This is a genomic window from Streptococcus mitis, from assembly GCF_023110375.1.
Lineage (GTDB): Bacteria > Bacillota > Bacilli > Lactobacillales > Streptococcaceae > Streptococcus > Streptococcus mitis_CI.
The window spans coordinates 1-19,433 of sequence record NZ_JALDVV010000011.1 but is presented as its reverse complement, the minus strand read 5'-3'; the positions used below and the strand labels follow the sequence as shown (position 1 = coordinate 19,433).

18 protein-coding genes are annotated in these 19,433 nt (G+C 39.1%); 17 read left to right on the top strand and 1 reads right to left on the bottom strand.

The features are described 5' to 3' along the window. The 12 genes from M1G12_RS07365 to gap all read left to right on the top strand — a co-directional run bounded on the left by M1G12_RS07365 (nucleotide 1) and on the right by gap (nucleotide 14,489). Complete coding sequence (locus tag M1G12_RS07365) at nucleotides 1-708, top strand: L-ribulose-5-phosphate 4-epimerase (RefSeq protein ID WP_247949636.1); 708 nt, start codon at nucleotides 1-3, stop codon at nucleotides 706-708. A 166-nt stretch (nucleotides 709-874) separates the two neighbouring features. Then, nucleotides 875-2,548, top strand: a complete 1,674-nt coding sequence (locus tag M1G12_RS07360; RefSeq protein ID WP_247949635.1) for a BglG family transcription antiterminator — start codon at nucleotides 875-877, stop codon at nucleotides 2,546-2,548. 111 nt (nucleotides 2,549-2,659) lie between these two features. Further along, nucleotides 2,660-3,751, top strand: a complete 1,092-nt coding sequence (gene ulaG, locus M1G12_RS07355; RefSeq protein WP_001134226.1) for an L-ascorbate 6-phosphate lactonase — start codon at nucleotides 2,660-2,662, stop codon at nucleotides 3,749-3,751. 113 nt (nucleotides 3,752-3,864) lie between these two features. Further along, nucleotides 3,865-5,841: a transketolase gene (gene tkt, locus M1G12_RS07350; RefSeq protein ID WP_247949634.1), complete on the top strand. Its 1,977-nt coding sequence runs from the start codon at nucleotides 3,865-3,867 to the stop codon at nucleotides 5,839-5,841. A 116-nt stretch (nucleotides 5,842-5,957) separates the two neighbouring features. Further along, entirely contained in the window at nucleotides 5,958-6,257 is a 300-nt protein-coding gene (gene yajC, locus M1G12_RS07345; RefSeq protein ID WP_024056523.1) for a preprotein translocase subunit YajC, read from the top strand. Nucleotides 6,258-6,303: 46 nt separating this feature from the next. Then, nucleotides 6,304-6,747: a low molecular weight protein-tyrosine-phosphatase gene (locus M1G12_RS07340; RefSeq protein WP_004257420.1), complete on the top strand. Its 444-nt coding sequence runs from the start codon at nucleotides 6,304-6,306 to the stop codon at nucleotides 6,745-6,747. Then, entirely contained in the window at nucleotides 6,734-7,144 is a 411-nt protein-coding gene (locus M1G12_RS07335; RefSeq protein WP_000429319.1) for an MORN repeat-containing protein, read from the top strand. Before M1G12_RS07340 ends, M1G12_RS07335 begins: the two co-directional genes overlap by 14 nt. A gap of 299 nt (nucleotides 7,145-7,443) precedes the next feature. Continuing rightward, the gene (adhE, locus tag M1G12_RS07330) at nucleotides 7,444-10,095 is read left to right on the top strand and encodes a bifunctional acetaldehyde-CoA/alcohol dehydrogenase (protein WP_247949633.1); all 2,652 of its coding nucleotides are present in this window, start codon (nucleotides 7,444-7,446) and stop codon (nucleotides 10,093-10,095) included. A 123-nt stretch (nucleotides 10,096-10,218) separates the two neighbouring features. Beyond that, complete coding sequence (locus tag M1G12_RS07325) at nucleotides 10,219-11,139, top strand: helix-turn-helix domain-containing protein (protein WP_247949632.1); 921 nt, start codon at nucleotides 10,219-10,221, stop codon at nucleotides 11,137-11,139. Between the two features lie 210 nt (nucleotides 11,140-11,349). Beyond that, nucleotides 11,350-12,033 carry an ABC transporter ATP-binding protein gene (locus tag M1G12_RS07320; RefSeq protein ID WP_218493775.1) on the top strand — a complete coding sequence of 228 codons (684 nt, stop codon included), beginning with the start codon at nucleotides 11,350-11,352 and terminating at the stop codon, nucleotides 12,031-12,033. Then, nucleotides 12,002-13,303, top strand: coding sequence for an ABC transporter permease (locus tag M1G12_RS07315; RefSeq protein ID WP_247949631.1), 1,302 nt, complete (start codon nucleotides 12,002-12,004; stop codon nucleotides 13,301-13,303). The genes M1G12_RS07320 and M1G12_RS07315 overlap by 32 nt, the downstream gene beginning before the upstream one ends. Nucleotides 13,304-13,478: 175 nt before the next feature. Next, the gene (gene gap, locus M1G12_RS07310; protein ID WP_000260662.1) at nucleotides 13,479-14,489 is read left to right on the top strand and encodes a type I glyceraldehyde-3-phosphate dehydrogenase; all 1,011 of its coding nucleotides are present in this window, start codon (nucleotides 13,479-13,481) and stop codon (nucleotides 14,487-14,489) included. Between the two features lie 67 nt (nucleotides 14,490-14,556). Here the strand turns inward: gap and M1G12_RS07305 are convergent, their stop codons facing one another. Further along, a complete protein-coding gene (locus tag M1G12_RS07305) occupies nucleotides 14,557-15,432 on the bottom strand; it encodes an RluA family pseudouridine synthase (protein ID WP_345773307.1) in 876 nt (291 codons plus the stop codon). Nucleotides 15,433-15,519: 87 nt separating this feature from the next. Here M1G12_RS07305 and pbp2a point away from each other — a divergent pair, with 87 nt between their 5' ends. The 5 genes from pbp2a (at nucleotide 15,520) to M1G12_RS07280 (ending at nucleotide 19,296) form a co-directional block, all read left to right on the top strand. Continuing rightward, the gene (gene pbp2a / locus M1G12_RS07300; protein ID WP_237447459.1) at nucleotides 15,520-17,715 is read left to right on the top strand and encodes a penicillin-binding protein PBP2A; all 2,196 of its coding nucleotides are present in this window, start codon (nucleotides 15,520-15,522) and stop codon (nucleotides 17,713-17,715) included. A 52-nt stretch (nucleotides 17,716-17,767) separates the two neighbouring features. Next, entirely contained in the window at nucleotides 17,768-17,920 is a 153-nt protein-coding gene (rpmG, locus tag M1G12_RS07295) for a 50S ribosomal protein L33 (protein WP_001809375.1), read from the top strand. A 9-nt stretch (nucleotides 17,921-17,929) separates the two neighbouring features. Continuing rightward, on the top strand, nucleotides 17,930-18,106 hold the full coding sequence (gene secE, locus M1G12_RS07290) for a preprotein translocase subunit SecE (RefSeq protein ID WP_001210991.1): 177 nt from the start codon (nucleotides 17,930-17,932) through the stop codon (nucleotides 18,104-18,106). Between the two features lie 53 nt (nucleotides 18,107-18,159). Further along, the gene (gene nusG, locus M1G12_RS07285) at nucleotides 18,160-18,696 is read left to right on the top strand and encodes a transcription termination/antitermination protein NusG (RefSeq protein ID WP_078353034.1); all 537 of its coding nucleotides are present in this window, start codon (nucleotides 18,160-18,162) and stop codon (nucleotides 18,694-18,696) included. Nucleotides 18,697-18,816: 120 nt separating this feature from the next. After that, a complete protein-coding gene (locus M1G12_RS07280; RefSeq protein WP_247949630.1) occupies nucleotides 18,817-19,296 on the top strand; it encodes a sigma-70 RNA polymerase sigma factor region 4 domain-containing protein in 480 nt (159 codons plus the stop codon). Nucleotides 19,297-19,433: the final 137 nt, after the last annotated feature.

The following is a 19,433-nucleotide window of genomic DNA, read 5'->3' as shown; positions in this document are numbered from 1 at the left end:
ATGAATCAAGTAATAAACGATATGCGTAAACGAGTCTGTAATGCCAATCAATCATTACCAAAACATGGACTTGTTAAATTTACCTGGGGAAATGTATCGGAAGTCAATCGCGAACTAGGTGTCATTGTTATTAAACCATCAGGCGTAGATTATGACGAATTGACACCTGAAAACATGGTGGTGACGGACTTGGATGGCCAAGTTCTAGAAGGAGATTTAAGACCATCTTCTGACCTCCCAACTCATGTGCAGTTATATAAGGCATGGCAAGAGATTGGTAGTGTGGTACACACCCATTCGACAGAAGCAGTTGGTTGGGCACAGGCTGGACGTGATATTCCTTTCTATGGAACAACCCATGCAGATTATTTCTACGGTTCAATCCCTTGCGCTCGTAGTTTGACCAAAGATGAAGTAGAAGTAGCCTATGAAAAAGATACTGGCTTGGTTATCGTAGAAGAATTTGAGCGTCGTGGTCTCAATCCTGTTGAAGTACCAGGTATTGTTGTACGCAATCACGGTCCATTCACCTGGGGAAAAAATCCAGAGAATGCTGTTTATCACTCTGTCGTACTAGAGGAAGTATCAAGGATGAATCGCTTTACAGAACAAATCAATCCAAGAGTTGAACCTGCTCCTCAGTACATTCTAGAAAAACACTACCAACGTAAGCATGGACCAAATGCTTATTACGGTCAAAAGAAATAAGAAATTGAATTGAAAAGAGGCTAGGACCTTTCGATCCAAGCCTCGCTTTTGTAATTGTAAGTATTCGTTATTAAGAGACTACTGTTGATAATTGAAATGCGTTAGTGAATGTGATACTATTATAAAGTTGTTTTCAAGGCAGTTGATTGATAGAGGAGTATGAAATATGGTACTGGATAAGGCAAGTTGTGATTTACTTCAATATTTGATGGATCAAGAAACGTCCAAAACGATTATGGCGATTTCGAAAGATTTGAAAGAGTCAAGAAGGAAAATTTATTATCACATTGACAAAATCAATGCTGCTTTGGGTGACGAGGCGCTTCACATCATTAGTATTCCACGAATTGGTATTCACTTAACGGAAGAGCAGAGAGATGCTTGTTGTGAACTATTATCAGAAGTAGATTCGTACGATTATATCATGAGTGCGCATGAACGTATGATGATAATGTTACTATGGATAGGTATTTCTAAAGAACGTATTACGATTGAAAAATTGATGGAGTTAACAGAGGTGTCTAGGAATACTGTTCTCAATGATTTGAATAGTATTCGTTATCAACTAACTTTGGAACAATATCAGGTGACCTTGCAAGTGAGCAAGTCACAGGGATACCATCTTCATGCCCACCCTCTTAATAAAATTCAGTATCTTCAATCGCTTCTATATCATATTTTTATGGAAGAAAATGCCACTTTTGTATCTATTTTAGAAGATAAGATGAAAGAGAGGTTAGATGGTGAGTGTTTGCTTTCTGTTGAAATGAACCAATTTTTTAAGGAACAGGTTCCTTTAGTTGAACAAGATTTAGGGAAGAAAATAAATCATCATGAAGTAACTTTTATGTTGCAGGTTCTACCTTATTTGCTGTTAAGCTGTCATAATGTTGAACAGTATCAAGAAAGACATCAGGATATAGAGAAAGAATTTTCTTTAATAAGAAAAAGAATAGAGTATCAGGTGTCTAAGAAATTAGGAGAACGGTTGTTTCAAAAGTTTGAAATTTCTTTGTCAGAACTTGAAGTTTCTCTTGTAGCTGTTCTTCTCCTCTCCTATCGTAAAGATTTGGATATTCATGCAGAAAGTGATGATTTTCGGCAGTTAAAACTTGCTTTAGAAGAATTCATCTGGTATTTTGAATCACAAATCCGAATGGAGATTGAGAACAAGGATGATTTGTTAAGAAATTTGATGATCCACTGTAAAGCCTTGTTATTTAGAAAGACTTACGGTATTTTTTCTAAAAATCCTCTAACAAAACAAATTCGATCCAAGTATGGAGAATTATTTTTAGTCACTAGAAAATCTGCGGAAATTTTAGAAGGAGCATGGTTTATTCGGCTAACAGACGATGATATTGCCTATTTGACGATTCATATTGGAGGATTTTTAAAGTATACACCATCGTCTCAAAAAAATATGAAAAAAGTTTATCTCGTTTGTGATGAAGGTGTTGCGGTTTCGAGACTTTTGCTGAAACAATGCAAACTTTATTTTCCAAATGAGCAGATTGGCACTGTATTTACAACAGAACAATTTAAGAGTGTGGAAGATATTGCACAAGTTGATGTAGTGATTACAACTAATGATGATTTGGATAGCAGATTTCCGACTTTAAGGGTTAATCCTATCCTTGAAGCAGAAGATATTTTGAAAATGCTAGACTATCTTAAACACAATATATTTCGTAATGAGAGCAAAAGTTTCAGTGAAAATCTTTCTAGTCTTATTTCGTCTTATATTGTAGACAGCAAGTTGGCTAGTAAGTTCCAAGAAGAGGTTCAAACACTTATAAATCAAGAAATAGTAGTTCAAGCTTTTTTGGAAGATATTTGAAGGACAGTCCAATGATGAACACAAACCTGTGTTTTTCTTGGTCTTTTTTAGTGTTTTGAAGGGTGGTATACTAATCTCAAAGATAACAATTATATCCAAAGGAGGCAACATATGCCAAACGTCAAAGAAATTACAAGAGAGTCATGGATTTTAGCTACTTTCCCAGAGTGGGGAACATGGTTGAACGAAGAAATCGAAGAAGAAGTCGTACCTGAAGGCAACTTTGCCATGTGGTGGCTAGGCAACTGTGGTACTTGGATTAAGACACCAGGTGGTGCTAACGTTGTCATGGACCTTTGGTCAAACCGTGGAAAATCAACCAAAAAAGTAAAAGATATGGTTCGTGGGCACCAAATGGCAAATATGGCAGGTGTTCGTAAGTTGCAACCAAACTTGCGTGTTCAGCCAATGGTTATCGATCCATTTGCTATCAACGAACTAGACTATTACTTAGTTTCACACTTCCATAGTGATCATATCGACCCATACACAGCTGCAGCAATTCTCAACAATCCTAAGTTAGAGCATGTTAAGTTTATCGGTCCTTACCACTGTGGACGAATCTGGGAAGGATGGGGTGTTCCAAAAGAACGTATCATCGTTGTTAAACCAGGTGACACTATCGAATTAAAAGATATGAAGATTCATGCAGTAGAATCATTCGACCGTACTTGCTTGGTAACTCTACCAGTAAATGGGGCTGACGAAACAGGTGGCGAACTTGCTGGCTTAGCAGTTACAGATGAAGAAATGGCTCAAAAGGCTGTTAACTATATCTTTGAAACACCAGGTGGAACCATCTATCATGGTGCAGATTCTCACTTCTCAAACTATTTTGCAAAACATGGTAAAGACTTTAAAATTGATGTTGCTTTGAATAACTATGGTGAAAATCCGGTAGGTATCCAAGATAAAATGACATCTATCGACCTTCTTCGTATGGCAGAAAATCTGCGTACCAAAGTCATTATCCCAGTTCACTATGATATCTGGTCTAACTTCATGGCTTCCACTAATGAGATTCTAGAACTTTGGAAAATGAGAAAAGATCGCTTGCAATACGATTTCCATCCATTTATCTGGGAAGTCGGCGGTAAGTACACTTATCCTCAAGATCAACACTTAGTAGAATACCATCATCCACGTGGTTTTGATGATTGTTTTGAACAAGACTCTAACATTCAATTTAAAGCTTTGCTATAATATAAAAATATTCTTTGGAGGTTATCCGTATGTTGCATGATACGGATAATTTTCATATAATAGTAAAATAGAATGTGTGATACAATAATCACCTCAAATAGAAAGGAAATTCTATGTCAAATCTATCTGTTAATGCAATTCGTTTCCTAGGTATTGACGCCATTAATAAAGCCAACTCAGGTCACCCAGGTGTGGTTATGGGAGCGGCTCCGATGGCTTACAGCCTCTTTACAAAACAACTTCGTATCAATCCAGCTAAACCAAACTGGATCAACCGCGACCGCTTTATTCTTTCAGCAGGTCATGGTTCAATGCTTCTTTATGCCCTTCTTCACCTTTCTGGTTTTGAAGATGTCAGCATGGATGAGATTAAGAGCTTCCGTCAGTGGGGTTCAAAAACACCAGGTCACCCAGAATTTGGTCATACAGCAGGGATTGATGCTACAACAGGTCCTCTAGGGCAAGGTATTTCAACTGCCACTGGTTTTGCCCAGGCAGAACGTTTCTTGGCAGCTAAGTATAACCGTGAAGGCTACAATATCTTTGACCACTATACTTACGTTATCTGTGGAGATGGAGACTTGATGGAAGGTGTCTCAAGCGAGGCAGCTTCATACGCAGGTTTGCAAAAACTAGACAAGTTGGTTGTTCTTTATGATTCAAATGACATCAACTTGGATGGTGAGACAAAAGATTCCTTTACAGAAAGTGTTCGTGACCGTTACAATGCCTACGGTTGGCATACTGCCTTGGTTGAAGATGGAACAGACTTGGAAGCAATCCATGCAGCTATCGAAACAGCTAAAGCTTCAGGCAAACCATCTTTGATTGAAGTGAAGACTGTTATTGGATACGGTTCTCCAAACAAACAAGGAACTAATGCCGTACACGGTGCTCCTCTTGGAGCAGATGAAACTGCAGCAACTCGTCAAGCCCTTGGTTGGGACTACGAACCATTTGAAATCCCAGAACAAGTATATGCTGATTTCAAAGAACATGTTGCAGACCGTGGTGCATCAGCTTATGAAGCATGGGCAAAACTAGTCGCAGATTACAAAGAAGCGCATCCAGAATTGGCTGCAGACTTGGAAGCAATTATCGAAGGGCGCGATCCAGTTGAAGTGACTCCAGCAGACTTCCCAGCCTTAGAAAATGGCTTCTCTCAAGCAACTCGTAACTCGAGTCAGGATGCTTTGAACGTTGTGGCAGCTAAGTTACCAACCTTCTTAGGTGGATCAGCTGACCTAGCTCACTCAAACATGACTTATATCAAGACTGATGGACTTCAAGATGATACCAATCGCTTGAACCGTAACATTCAGTTTGGTGTTCGTGAATTTGCCATGGGAACTATCTTGAACGGGATGGCCCTTCACGGTGGACTTCGTGTATACGGTGGAACTTTCTTCGTCTTCTCTGACTATGTGAAGGCAGCTGTTCGCTTGTCAGCCTTACAAGGACTTCCTGTGACTTATGTCTTTACCCACGATTCTATTGCGGTTGGGGAAGACGGTCCGACTCACGAACCAGTTGAGCATTTAGCAGGTCTTCGTGCCATGCCAAATCTGAATGTTTTCCGTCCAGCAGATGCGCGTGAAACGCAAGCAGCTTGGTACCTTGCAGTGACAAGCGAAAAAACACCAACTGCCCTTGTATTGACACGTCAAAACTTGACTGTTGAAGAAGGAACAGACTTCGACAAGGTTGCAAAAGGTGCTTATGTTGTCTATGAAAATGCAGCAGACTTTGATACCATCTTGATTGCGACAGGTTCAGAGGTTAATCTTGCTGTCTCAGCTGCCAAAGAATTGGCTAGTCAAGGTGCAAAAGTCCGCGTAGTCAGTATGCCATCTACAGATGTCTTTGATAAACAAGATGCAGCATACAAGGAAGAAATTCTTCCAAATGCAGTTCGTCGTCGTGTCGCAGTCGAAATGGGTGCAACTCAAAACTGGTACAAATATGTTGGACTAGATGGTGCCGTTCTAGGTATTGATACCTTCGGAGCCTCTGCTCCAGCACCAAAAGTATTGGCAGAATATGGCTTTACTGTTGAAAATCTTGTAAAAGTCGTTCAAAACTTGAAATAATCCTAAAAATCAGGGCGCAAGCTCTGGTTTTTCTTACTAGAAAAGCAAGGTACAATCTTGTAAAAGTAGCTGAAATTTGATATAGTAGTCCTATGTAAAAGACAAAGGAGAAGAAAATGAATCCAAATTATACATTTTTAATTATGCTTGTAGCGATGTTTGCCTTGATGTTCTTTATGCAACGCTCTCAAAAGAAACAAGCACAAAAACGTATGGAAAGCTTAAATAAACTACAAAAAGGCTATGAAGTGATTACAATCGGTGGACTTTACGGAACAGTCGATGAAGTAGATACTGAGAAGAGAACGATTGTTCTTGATGTAGATGGAGTTTACTTGACTTTTGAACTAGCTGCTATCAAGACCGTATTACCGCCGAAAGAAACAGCTTCACTAGAAGGCGCAATTGAAAAATAAGACGGGATTACTAACTCCCGTTTTTCTATAAAAGAAAGGAAATGGGATGAAAAAACTAGTCTTTGTCTGTCTGGGGAATATTTGCCGTAGTCCTATGGCTGAGTTTGTTATGAAATCAATGACAGATAATTATGAAATCCAAAGTCGAGCGACTTCTTCTTGGGAACATGGCAATCCGATTCATAAGGGAACTCAAGGGATTTTTCAACAGTATCAGATTCCTTATGATAAAGGCAAGACATCGCTTCAGATTAGTAAGGAAGATTTTGAAGCCTTTGATTATATTATCGGTATGGATGCTTCAAATGTTTCTGACTTACGTCAGATGTGTCCAGCAGACTGTAAAGATAAGATTTACTCATTCGCATCTGAAAGTGTTCCAGATCCTTGGTATACAGGAGATTTTGAGGAAACCTATCAGCGTGTTCAAGAGGGTTGTCAAGCATGGTTAGAACGTTTAGAGAAGGAGAGTGAAGATGGAAAATCTTAAGAATTTTTACGAAAAGTATCGTGTCTATCTGACTCGTCAACGTTTAGAGCTTTTGGCAGTAGTTACGATTGTTTTTTGTGCTGTGCTCGTCTTTTTTCTAAATATTCCCGGAAAAGGTGTTCTAAAGCTTGATAATGGAACCATTGTTTACGATGGCAGTCTTGTACGTGGTAAAATGAATGGACAAGGTACCATTACCTTCCAAAATGGAGACCAGTATACTGGTGGTTTCAACAATGGAGCCTTCAACGGAAAAGGTACCTTTCAATCTAAAGAAGGCTGGACCTACGAAGGTGATTTTGTAAATGGTCAGGCTGAAGGAAAAGGGAAACTAACAACAGAACAAGAAGTTGTTTATGAAGGGACTTTTAAACAAGGCGTTTTTCAACAAAAATAAAGCCTCCTTATCAAAGGAGGTATTGTTAGCATCTAAAAGTAAGCGCTTACTAGAAAATCTATCTCTTTCCAAGCTCCTCTTCCAATCAAGCTTGTGAAATAAAAAATATTTGAAATTGATTTCACAAACTCTAACGGAAAAACTTGATAAGTAAAGAAAATGATAAAAAATTCACAAACAATAAAAAATTCTTTGTGAAATGTTTATGAAACTGTTTACAAAGTTGAAATAATGCGTTATAATAAGCTTGTGAAAAAATTAACAAAGGATATCGATCCTTGAAAGCTATGGAGGAAAATATGGCTGATAAAAAAACTGTGACACCAGAGGAAAAGAAACTCGCTGCTGAAAAGCATGTCGATGGCTTGGTGCAAAAAGCTTTAGTTGCTCTTGAGGAAATGCGTAAACTCGACCAAGAACAGGTCGATTACATCGTTGCCAAAGCATCAGTAGCAGCTTTGGATGCCCACGGAGAATTGGCTTTACATGCCTTTGAAGAAACAGGACGTGGTGTATTTGAAGATAAAGCAACTAAGAACTTGTTTGCTTGTGAACACGTAGTAAACAACATGCGCCACACTAAGACAGTTGGCGTTATCGAAGAAGACGATGTAACAGGTTTAACTCTTATTGCTGAACCAGTTGGTGTTGTTTGTGGTATCACTCCAACAACTAACCCTACCTCGACAGCAATCTTTAAGGCATTGATTTCATTGAAGACACGTAATCCAATCGTCTTTGCCTTCCACCCATCAGCTCAAGAATCATCAGCTCACGCAGCTCAAATTGTTCGTGATGCTGCGATTAAAGCAGGAGCTCCTGAAAACTGTGTACAGTGGATCACTGAACCATCTATGGAAGCAACTAGTGCCCTTATGAACCACGAAGGTATTGCAACAATCCTTGCAACAGGTGGTAATGCCATGGTTAAAGCGGCGTACTCTTGTGGTAAACCAGCTCTTGGGGTAGGTGCCGGGAACGTTCCAGCTTATGTTGAAAAATCAGCTAACATTCGCCAAGCTGCACACGATATCGTCATGTCTAAATCGTTTGACAACGGTATGGTCTGTGCCTCTGAACAAGCGGTTATTATTGATAAAGAAATTTATGATGAATTTGTAGCAGAGTTCAAATCTTACCACACTTACTTTGTAAACAAAAAAGAAAAAGCCCTTCTCGAAGAATTCTGCTTCGGCGTGAAAGCAAACAGCAAAAACTGTGCTGGTGCAAAATTGAACGCTGACATCGTTGGTAAACCAGCAACTTGGATTGCAGAACAAGCAGGATTTACAGTTCCAGAAGGAACAAACATTCTTGCTGCAGAATGTAAAGAAGTTGGTGAAAATGAGCCATTGACTCGTGAAAAATTGTCACCAGTTATCGCAGTTTTGAAATCTGAAAGCCGTGAAGATGGTATTTCCAAAGCTCGTCAAATGGTTGAATTTAACGGTCTTGGTCACTCAGCAGCTATCCACACAGCTGACGAAGAATTGACTAAAGAATTTGGTAAAGCTGTTAAAGCTATTCGTGTTATCTGTAACTCACCTTCTACTTTCGGTGGTATCGGGGACGTTTACAATGCCTTCTTGCCATCATTGACACTCGGATGTGGTTCTTACGGACGTAACTCAGTTGGGGATAACGTTAGTGCCATTAACCTTTTGAATATCAAAAAAGTCGGAAGACGGAGAAATAACATGCAATGGATGAAACTTCCTTCAAAAACATACTTTGAACGTGATTCAATTCAATACCTTCAAAAATGTCGTGACGTTGAACGTGTCATGATCGTTACTGACCATGCCATGGTAGAGCTTGGTTTCCTTGATCGTATCATCGAACAACTTGATCTTCGTCGCAATAAGGTTGTTTACCAAATCTTTGCTGATGTAGAACCAGATCCAGATATCACAACTGTAAATCGTGGTACTGAGATTATGCGCGCCTTCAAACCAGATACAATCATCGCTCTCGGTGGTGGATCTCCAATGGACGCTGCTAAAGTAATGTGGCTCTTCTACGAACAACCAGAAGTAGACTTCCGTGACCTTGTTCAAAAATTCATGGATATCCGTAAACGTGCCTTCAAATTCCCATTACTTGGTAAGAAGACTAAATTCATCGCAATCCCAACAACATCTGGTACAGGATCTGAAGTAACACCATTTGCCGTTATCTCTGATAAAGCAAACAACCGCAAATACCCAATCGCTGACTACTCATTGACACCAACTGTGGCAATCGTAGACCCTGCCTTGGTATTGACAGTTCCTGGAGTTGTTGCTGCGGACACTGGTATGGACGTATTGACCCACGCGACTGAAGCTTACGTATCACAAATGGCTAGCGACTACACTGACGGACTTGCACTTCAAGCCATCAAGCTTGTATTCGAAAACCTTGAAAGCTCAGTTAAGAATGCAGACTTCCACTCACGCGAGAAAATGCATAACGCTTCAACAATCGCTGGTATGGCCTTTGCCAATGCCTTCCTAGGTATTTCTCACTCAATGGCTCATAAGATTGGTGCGCAATTCCACACAATTCACGGTCGTACAAATGCTATCTTGCTTCCATACGTCATCCGCTACAACGGTACACGTCCAGCTAAGACAGCAACATGGCCTAAGTACAACTACTACCGTGCAGATGAAAAATACCAAGATATCGCACGCATGCTTGGACTTCCAGCTTCTACTCCAGAAGAAGGTGTGGAATCTTACGCAAAAGCTGTCTACGAACTTGGTGAGCGCGTAGGTATCCAAATGAACTTCAAAGCACAAGGAATTGATGAAAAAGAATGGAAAGAACATTCTCGTGAATTGGCCTTCCTTGCTTATGAAGATCAATGTTCGCCTGCAAATCCACGCCTTCCAATGGTTGACCACATGCAAGAAATCATCGAAGATTCTTACTATGGCTACAAAGAAAGACCAGGACGCCGTAAATAATTGTTATCAGCCTAGAGGCAGGAGAAATCCTGTCTCTTTTTTTGTAATTCTATTTGAAAAATGGTATAATCATCGCATATATTTATTTGAAAATCAAATCTTTAATAATCATGCGAGGGGCAAATGAACAAGATAAATGAGTTAGGGGATAAAGTGCGACTTTTAAGAGAGGAGAAAGGACTTAGTCGTCCAGTTTTTTGCGGGGATGAGTCTGAATTATCAGTGCGTCAGTTGGTGCGGATTGAAAAAGGAGAATTTCGCCCGACGATAAAAACACTAGAATATATTGCAGAACGATTAGAAATTCCGTCCTACGTCTTGATGCCAGATTATAAGGAATTACCCAAGCGTTACCAAGAATTAAAGTACTTTCTTTTACATCATCCTGACTATGGAGACGAGGAGTTGCAGGAGCAGAAGGAAGAATATTTTGATGAGATTTTTGAATGTTTTTATGATGATTTGCCACGTGATGAGAAAGTGCTAGTGGATTGTCTTCAAGCAATAGATGAGGTGAGAGCGACTAGTAATTCCTTATACGGAAGCAGTGTGATTGAGGACGGTCTTCAAGACTTACTATCCAGAGATGTATATAAAGCTGAGGACTTGTTGAAATTGAGACTGTATTTCAACTGTCAGTTAATGGATGGTTTAAATGTGGGTGAGATAAAAGAATCTGAGCATGAAACCATTCTTTGTTTTCATGACAAACTAAGTTCTCAGGTTGATAAGATAGAGTTCGATTGTTTGAACTTGCTTAGAGATTCCTTGTTAGCTTCTTTAACTTGTATAGAGATTATGGGGTTGCTTCATTATTTTAAGAGGGCAGTCGAGACCTTAAATAAAATAGGGCAAAAAACACGAGATTTTCAAAAACAACCGATTGTCTCGATGATTGAGTGGAAATATTATATTCAGACGGATTATGAAACAGCCAAACAAAAGTATGAAGAAGCAAAAATGATGGCAAGGATGTTTGGCAATGAGAAGTTATTAGTTAGTTTAGATAATGAATGGAGCGAAGACTTAGAAAGGTATTGTTAAATGCTTTATAGGAGTGACATTTCTGTCATTGGAGAAATGTCGCTTTTTTGTTAAAATGAATTTTACTTGATATACATCCAGAAGCAAACTAGGGAATAGAGAGAAAGTTCTAAGTAGTAGGCTTAAAGGGTAAATCAGCGCTGATGTAGCTTGAAGGATTTTCTATCAGTATGATGTATGACGATAACAGTTTTAAATAAGGGGGAAAGAATGTCCATTTTATCCATTAAAAATATTTCAAAGTTTTACACTTTGGACGGTAAACATCAAGAGCAGGCTCTAAGAAATATTAACCTGCAGATTGCAAAAGGTAAAATTACAGCGATTTACGGACCGTCAGGCTGTGGCAAAACTAGCTTGCTAAACATCATCAGCGGTTTAGACAGACAATATGAAGGAGTTTTAGAATTTAAAGGGGAATCCCTCCGTGACTTATCAGAGATTGAACTAACTCAATTTCGTAAAGATAAGATTGGATTTGTGTTTCAAAACTTTAACCTCATTCCTCATCAGTCTGTCTTGGACAATGTCAAGCTACCTCTCTATGTCAAAGATTTATCTGACAGGGAGATGACAATGATTGCAAAGGAGCAATTAAGTAACTTGGGCATGGAGCCTTTTATGGCTAAAAATGTTAAACAGCTTTCTGGTGGGCAAAAGCAACGCGTAGCAATCGCGCGTGCACTGGTAAATCAGCCAGATATGATTGTAGCAGATGAGCCAACGGGTTCGCTGGATTCTCAATCCCAAGAAATGGTATTGGAGGTATTTAAAAATTTAGCCCAAACAGGGAAAACAGTATTGATTGTAACCCATAATCCAGAGGTTGCTGAATATGCAGACGTGATTATCAAAATGAAGGATGGTGAAGTCGTTGAAGAAGTCAAAAAATAAAGGATTATCATTGAAAAATAAATTCAAACTTTCTTTAAATAACTTTATGGAAAGAAAGTGGCGTAACCTATTGATTGCGCTAGCAACCTCAATCGGTTTTGTAGGAGTCTTAATTTCTTTTGGCTTGGGAAATGCTTTGATTTCGATGATTGATGAAAATACGAATGGAGGTCAAATTCCTTCTCAAGTTCAGATTGCTTTAAATACAGAGAATGCTGGACGAGGCTTTTTGAATCAAGATGATAAGAACTATATCACGGATACAGTTGGGAAAGAAGCTATTAAATATTTGGAGAGTCCTTTTGGGATGACCATGTCAAATATGACTATAGATGGGCAAGAAATAGACCTGAGTCAAACGATGCCTTCTTATGCTCAAGTAGTGAGTCTCTATGAGGATACAAGTATCTCTGTTAGTAGTAATGAGGCGGAAAAAGTATTAGCCGGTTCCCTCTATACTGATACAAATGAACAAGGATTAACGATTCCAATCAGTTTACTAAAAAGTTGGAATGAACAGACAGGAAAAAATCTGACAGCTAGTGATGTTATTGGCAAATCAGTCTCAGCAAGTATTGTAGAAAATGCTGCCGAAGCTAGCAAGACTGCTCAATTTCAAACGAAGATTGTACGTGTAATCAATGATGAAGATGACATGGAGGACAGCAACAGTTTCATGCCGTCTCATCAAATGGAAATGATTTTGAAAGAAGCTGGATTTACAAAAGCTGTATCTTATTTTATCTTGGAACTCAAAGATCCATCACAAACAAAAGCGATAACAGAAGAATTGCAGAAAAACAAGAAGTATACTGTTCTTTCTCAACAGAAGGTTCTTGATATTGTGATTACTTTTATTCGTGTCATTCAGGGATTGTTGATTGTACTTTCATCACAAGCTATTGTGGTAGCAGCAGTCATGATTGGTATCATCATTTACATCAATATCATGCAACGTTCTAAGGAAATAGGCGTCATGAAGGCAGTTGGTTATCAAAATCGTGATGTCAAAGGAATTTTTATTTACGAGGCTATCTGGATTGTAGGTATTGCCTTACTGCTGGCATTTTTGGTTGCACAAGGGGTGGGAAGTTTGGCGAATGCGGTTGTAAATCACTTTTACCCATCCATCACTAAGGTTTTTGAATTAAATCTTCTATCTATTTTAGGAACTCTAGCTTTCGCTCTATTACTTGGTTATGTCTCAGCCTACTTCCCAGCACGTAAAATTAGTAAAATGGATCCTGTAGAATCGCTACGATATGAATAGTAAGGGAGTACTTGATTTATAGCCTTAAAAGAAACTGACATAGAAAAACAATGCCCGTACTTGCAATTAAATTTAAATAGTTATATAATAGGTTTGTTGAAAGGTGATTTGTAGTGATTCAAGTTACTCTTTTCACAATAAAAATTTCATGATTTTCATAAGGAGGAAATCACTAATGGTAGTTAAAGTTGGTATTAACGGTTTCGGACGTATCGGTCGTCTTGCTTTCCGTCGTATCCAAAACGTAGAAGGTGTTGAAGTTACTCGTATCAACGACCTTACAGATCCAGTTATGCTTGCACACTTGTTGAAATACGACACAACTCAAGGTCGTTTCGACGGTACTGTTGAAGTTAAAGAAGGTGGATTTGAAGTTAACGGTAAATTCATCAAAGTTTCTGCTGAACGTGATCCAGAACAAATCGACTGGGCTAACGACGGTGTAGAAATCGTTCTTGAAGCTACTGGTTTCTTTGCTAAGAAAGCAGCTGCTGAAAAACACTTGCACGCTGGTGGAGCTAAAAAAGTTGTTATCACTGCTCCTGGTGGAAACGACGTTAAAACAGTTGTATTCAACACTAACCACGACGTTCTTGACGGTACTGAAACAGTTATCTCAGGTGCTTCATGTACTACAAACTGCTTGGCTCCAATGGCTAAAGCTCTTCAAGACAACTTTGGTGTTGTTGAAGGATTGATGACTACTATCCACGCTTACACTGGTGACCAAATGATTCTTGACGGACCACACCGTGGTGGTGACCTTCGCCGTGCTCGCGCTGGTGCTGTAAACATCGTTCCTAACTCAACTGGTGCTGCAAAAGCTATCGGTCTTGTAATCCCAGAATTGAACGGTAAATTGGACGGAGCTGCTCAACGTGTTCCTGTTCCAGCAGGTTCTGTAACTGAGTTGGTAGCAGTTCTTGAAAAGAACGTTACTGTTGACGAAGTGAACGCAGCTATGAAAGCAGCTTCAAACGAATCATACGGATACACTGAAGATCCAATCGTATCTTCAGATATCCTAGGTATGTCTTACGGTTCATTGTTTGACGCAACTCAAACTAAAGTTCTTGACGTTGACGGTAAACAATTGGTTAAAGTTGTATCATGGTACGACAACGAAATGTCATACACTGCACAACTTGTTCGTACTCTTGAATACTTCGCAAAAATCGCTAAATAATTCATGAGTCGATAAAAAGCAAGGCCTCTGGTCTTGCTTTTTAAATATTTAAAAATGGATGACGCTATCATCCATTCTTTTTTAACTCTTTTTCAAAAGTATCTGATAGGGTAGTGAAGCTTAATTTCTCTAGAGTAAGCGGATGGGTAAAGGACAGTCGAAAGGCGTGGAGCATAAGCCGACTTGTTTTTGATTTACTATTATAGAGAGGGTCGCCTAAAATAGGGAAGTTATGATGCGAAAGGTGCACACGAATTTGATGGGTTCGCCCTGTCTTTAGTTTGCAACGAACCAAGGAAGTTTTGTTTGGGAATTGCTTTAATCTGCTTACATGTGTTTCAGCATATTGTCCATTTTTTGTATCAACTATTCGCTTTCTGCGGTCATGGCGATCACGTCCAATTTTGTCTTTGAAAACAAGTTCTTTGCTGTTGATATGTCCGTCGACCTGTGCCCAATATTCCCGAGAAATTTCTTTTTTCTCTAGTAAGCGATTGAGAATGGGCAGGATAAAAGGATTTTTGGCAAAGAGAACTAGACCACTGGTTTCCATGTCTAGACGATGAACGACATAGCAGGTTTGGCCAACATAGGCACTGACATGGTTAAGAAGGGCGATTTCGTTTGGCTGATTACCATGCGTTTTCATCCCCTCTGGTTTGCTTACAATAATCAAATGTTGATCTTGATAAACTTCCTGAACGAGGTTTGGGTTGCCCCAAGGAATTTCTTTTTTGGGATAATCTTCCTCGTCAAAAGTTAACTGGCAAATATCTCCAGGATTCACTACCTCGTTCCAGTGAACTTCTCGCTGATTAATCAAAATGTGTTTCTTGATTCTCAAAAAATGCCGGATTTTTCTAGGGATGAGGAGTTGTTCCTCTAGTAATTGTTTCACCGTCATTTGAGGTAAAGAGGCAGGTAAAGTAAAAGTGAATTTCATACAGATATTGTAACAAAAAAAAGCCCTATTTGGATAGGAAATAGCTAAATTCTTGTCTTCCTATGATGAAGATGATAAAATAAACGCATGAAATTAGATAAATTATTCGAGAAATTTCTTTCTCTTTTTAAAAAAGAAACAAGTGAATCAGAGGATTCTGGGCCTACTAGCTTGCGTCGTTCTCGCAGTGATCGAAAAAAATTAACCCAAGTGGGTCCGATTCGAAAATTCTGGCGTCGCTATCATCTAACAAAGATTGTCCTTATACTAGGTTTGAGTGCAGGCTTGCTGGTTGGAACCTATTTGTTTGCTGTAGCCAAGTCAACCAATGTTAACGATTTGCAAAATGCCTTGAAAACTCGAACTCTCATTTTTGACCGTGAAGAAAAAGAGGCCGGTGCCTTGTCCGGTCAAAAAGGAACTTATGTTGAATTGACTGATATCAGTAAAAATTTGCAGAATGCCGTTATTGCGACAGAAGACCGTTCTTTTTATAAAAATGACGGTATTAACTATGGTCGTTTCTTCTTGGCTATTGTCACTGCTGGTCGTTCAGGTGGTGGTTCTACTATTACCCAACAGCTGGCTAAAAACGCCTATCTATCACAGGATCAAACTGTCGAGAGAAAAGCAAAAGAATTTTTCCTTGCCTTAGAATTAACAAAAAAATATAGTAAGGAACAGATCTTAACCATGTACCTTAACAACGCCTATTTTGGAAATGGTGTGTGGGGTGTAGAAGATGCGAGTAAGAAATACTTTGGAGTTTCTGCTTCAGAAGTGAGTTTGGATCAAGCTGCGACTCTGGCAGGGATGCTCAAAGGACCGGAACTGTATAACCCCTTGAAATCTGTAGAAGATTCTACCAATCGTCGTGATACTGTCTTGCAAAATATGCTTGCAGCGGGTTACATTGATAAAAACCAAGAAACCGAAGCTGCAGAAGTTGATATGACTTCGCAATTGCACGATAAGTATGAAGGGAAAATTTCAGATTACCGCTACCCTTCTTATTTTGACGCGGTTGTTAATGAAGCTGTTTCCAAGTATAATCTAACAGAGGAAGAAATTGTCAATAATGGCTACCGCATTTATACAGAGCTGGACCAAAACTATCAAGCAAATATGCAGGTTGTCTATGAAAATACAGCGCTATTTCCGAGGGCAGAGGATGGAACATTTGCTCAATCAGGAAGTGTAGCTCTCGAACCGAAAACAGGTGGAGTTCGTGGAGTTGTCGGTCAGGTTGCTAGCAATGATAAAACTGGATTCCGGAATTTCAACTATGCAACTCAATCAAAACGTAGCCCTGGTTCTACAATTAAGCCTTTAGTTGTTTATACGCCTGCAGTTGAAGCTGGCTGGGCTTTGAATAAGCAGTTGGATAACCATACCATGCAGTATGACAGCTATAAGGTTGATAACTATGCAGGTATCAAAATGAGTCGAGAAGTTCCTATGTATCAAGCCTTGGCAGAGTCGCTTAATCTACCTGCTGTTGCCACTGTTAATGATTTGGGCGTCGACAAGGCTTTTGAGGCAGGCGAAAAATTCGGACTCAACATGGAAAAGGTCGACCGTGTTCTTGGTGTCGCCTTGGGAAGTGGTGTCGAAACCAATCCTCTGCAAATGGCTCAAGCATATGCTGCCTTTGCAAATGAAGGTTTAATGCCGGAAGCTCATTTTATTAGTAGAATTGAAAATGCTAGTGGTCAGGTTATTGCGAGCCATAAAAATTCACAAAAACGGGTGATTGATAAGTCTGTAGCTGATAAGATGACCAGTATGATGTTGGGGACTTTCACCAACGGTACCGGTATTAGTTCATCGCCTGCAGATTATGTCATGGCAGGAAAAACTGGTACAACTGAAGCTGTTTTTAATCCGGAATACACAAGTGACCAGTGGGTGATTGGTTATACTCCGGATGTGGTGATTAGTCATTGGCTTGGTTTTCCGACCACTGATGAAAATCACTATCTAGCAGGATCTACTTCAAACGGTGCAGCCCATGTCTTTAGAAATATTGCAAATACCATTTTACCTTATACGCCAGGAAGTACCTTTACAGTTGAAAATGCGTATAAGCAAAATGGAATTGCACCAGCCAATACAAGAAATCAAGTACAGAGTAATGAAGAAAATCAGGCGGATAATAGCCTTTCTGATATTAGAAGTCGTGCACAAAATCTGGTAGATGAGGCTAGCCGTGCTATCTCGGATGCTAAAATTAAGGAAAAGGCTCAAACAATATGGGATTCGGTAGTCAATCTATTTCGCTAAGATGCTTGTCAAAGCCTAGCTTTCTTGTTATAATAGATAAGATGGAGGCGTTATGGCACTAAAAAAAGCAAGCCTAGCTTGTGCGGTTTGTGGTTCGAGAAACTATTCAATAAAGATCAGTGGAAACCCCAAGCCAACACGACTAGAAGTAAATAAATTTTGTAAACATTGTGGTAAGTACACTACACACAGAGAAACGAGATAGGAGAGAGCGATGCGTTTTATTGGAGATATTTTTAGACTTCTTAAAGACACAACATGGCCAACTCGCAAGGAAAGCTGGAGAGATTTTCGTTCTATCATGGAATACACAGCTTTCTTTGTAGTAATTATTTACATTTTTGACCAGTTGATTGTTTCAGGTTTGATTCGATTTATTAACATTTTTTAGAAGGTTAGTGGAGTTATTTATACTAGAGTTCTTCTATTATGAAAGGAAATATCATGGATAGTTTTGATAAAGGGTGGTTTGTTTTACAAACTTATTCTGGTTATGAAAATAAGGTAAAAGAAAATCTATTACAACGTGCACAAACCTACAATATGTTGGATAATATTCTACGCGTTGAAATTCCAACACAAACAGTGCAGGTTGAAAAAAATGGAAAGAGAAAAGAAATAGAAGAAAATCGCTTTCCAGGTTATGTTCTTGTAGAAATGGTCATGACAGATGAAGCTTGGTTTGTTGTTCGAAACACACCAAATGTTACAGGATTCGTCGGATCTCACGGAAATAGATCAAAACCAACTCCATTATTGGAACAAGAAATCCGTGATATCTTGGTTTCTATGGGACAAACCGTACAAGAGTTTGATATCGATGTTGAAGTTGGTCAAACTGTACGTATCATTGATGGCGCTTTTGCAGACTATACTGGTAAGATTACAGAGATTGATAACAATAAAGTGAAGATGATTATCTCTATGTTTGGTAATGACACAGTTGCAGAAGTGAACCTAAACCAAATTGCAGAATTATAACCCTGAGAGAGGCATGTCCTCTCTTTTTTTGTGCAGTTTAGACGGTGTAGGGAACAGAATGGAGAAAAGAACCGAATTAGTTTCATTATTTGTTAGACTGTATCTAGAAAGGGGAAGCTTATGTTTAAAGAATTGTATAAAGAAGTCCAGGGGATTGTGTATAAGTGTAGAAATGAATATTACCTTCATTTATGGGAGCTATCGGATTGGGACCAAGAGGGTATGATTTGCTTACATGAATTGATTAGTAGAGAAGAAGAGCTTGTAGAAGATATCCCTCGTTTAAGGAAATATTTCAAAACCAAGTTTCGGAATCGGGTTCTAGACTATATCCGTAAACAAGAAAGTCAAAAACGAAGATATGATAAAGAGCTTTATGAAGAAGTGGGTGAGATTAGTCATCGTATCAGTGAGGGAGGTCTGTGGCTAGATGAGTATTATCTCTTTCATGAGACACTAAGAGATTATAGAAGCAAACAAAGTAAAGACAAACAAGAAGAGTTAGAGCGCGTCTTAAGACATGAACGCTTCCGAGGACGTCAAAGAGTATTAAGAGACTTACGTATTGTGTTTAAGGAGTTTGATATCCGTACTCGGTAAGAAGCTATGCAAAAAAAAAGAAAAAAACAGAAAAAGTTGTTGACAAGTCAGAAAAAGTCTGTATAATAGTAAGAGTTGAAAATAACAGCTCAGGTCCGTTGGTCAAGGGGTTAAGACACCGCCTTTTCACGGCGGTA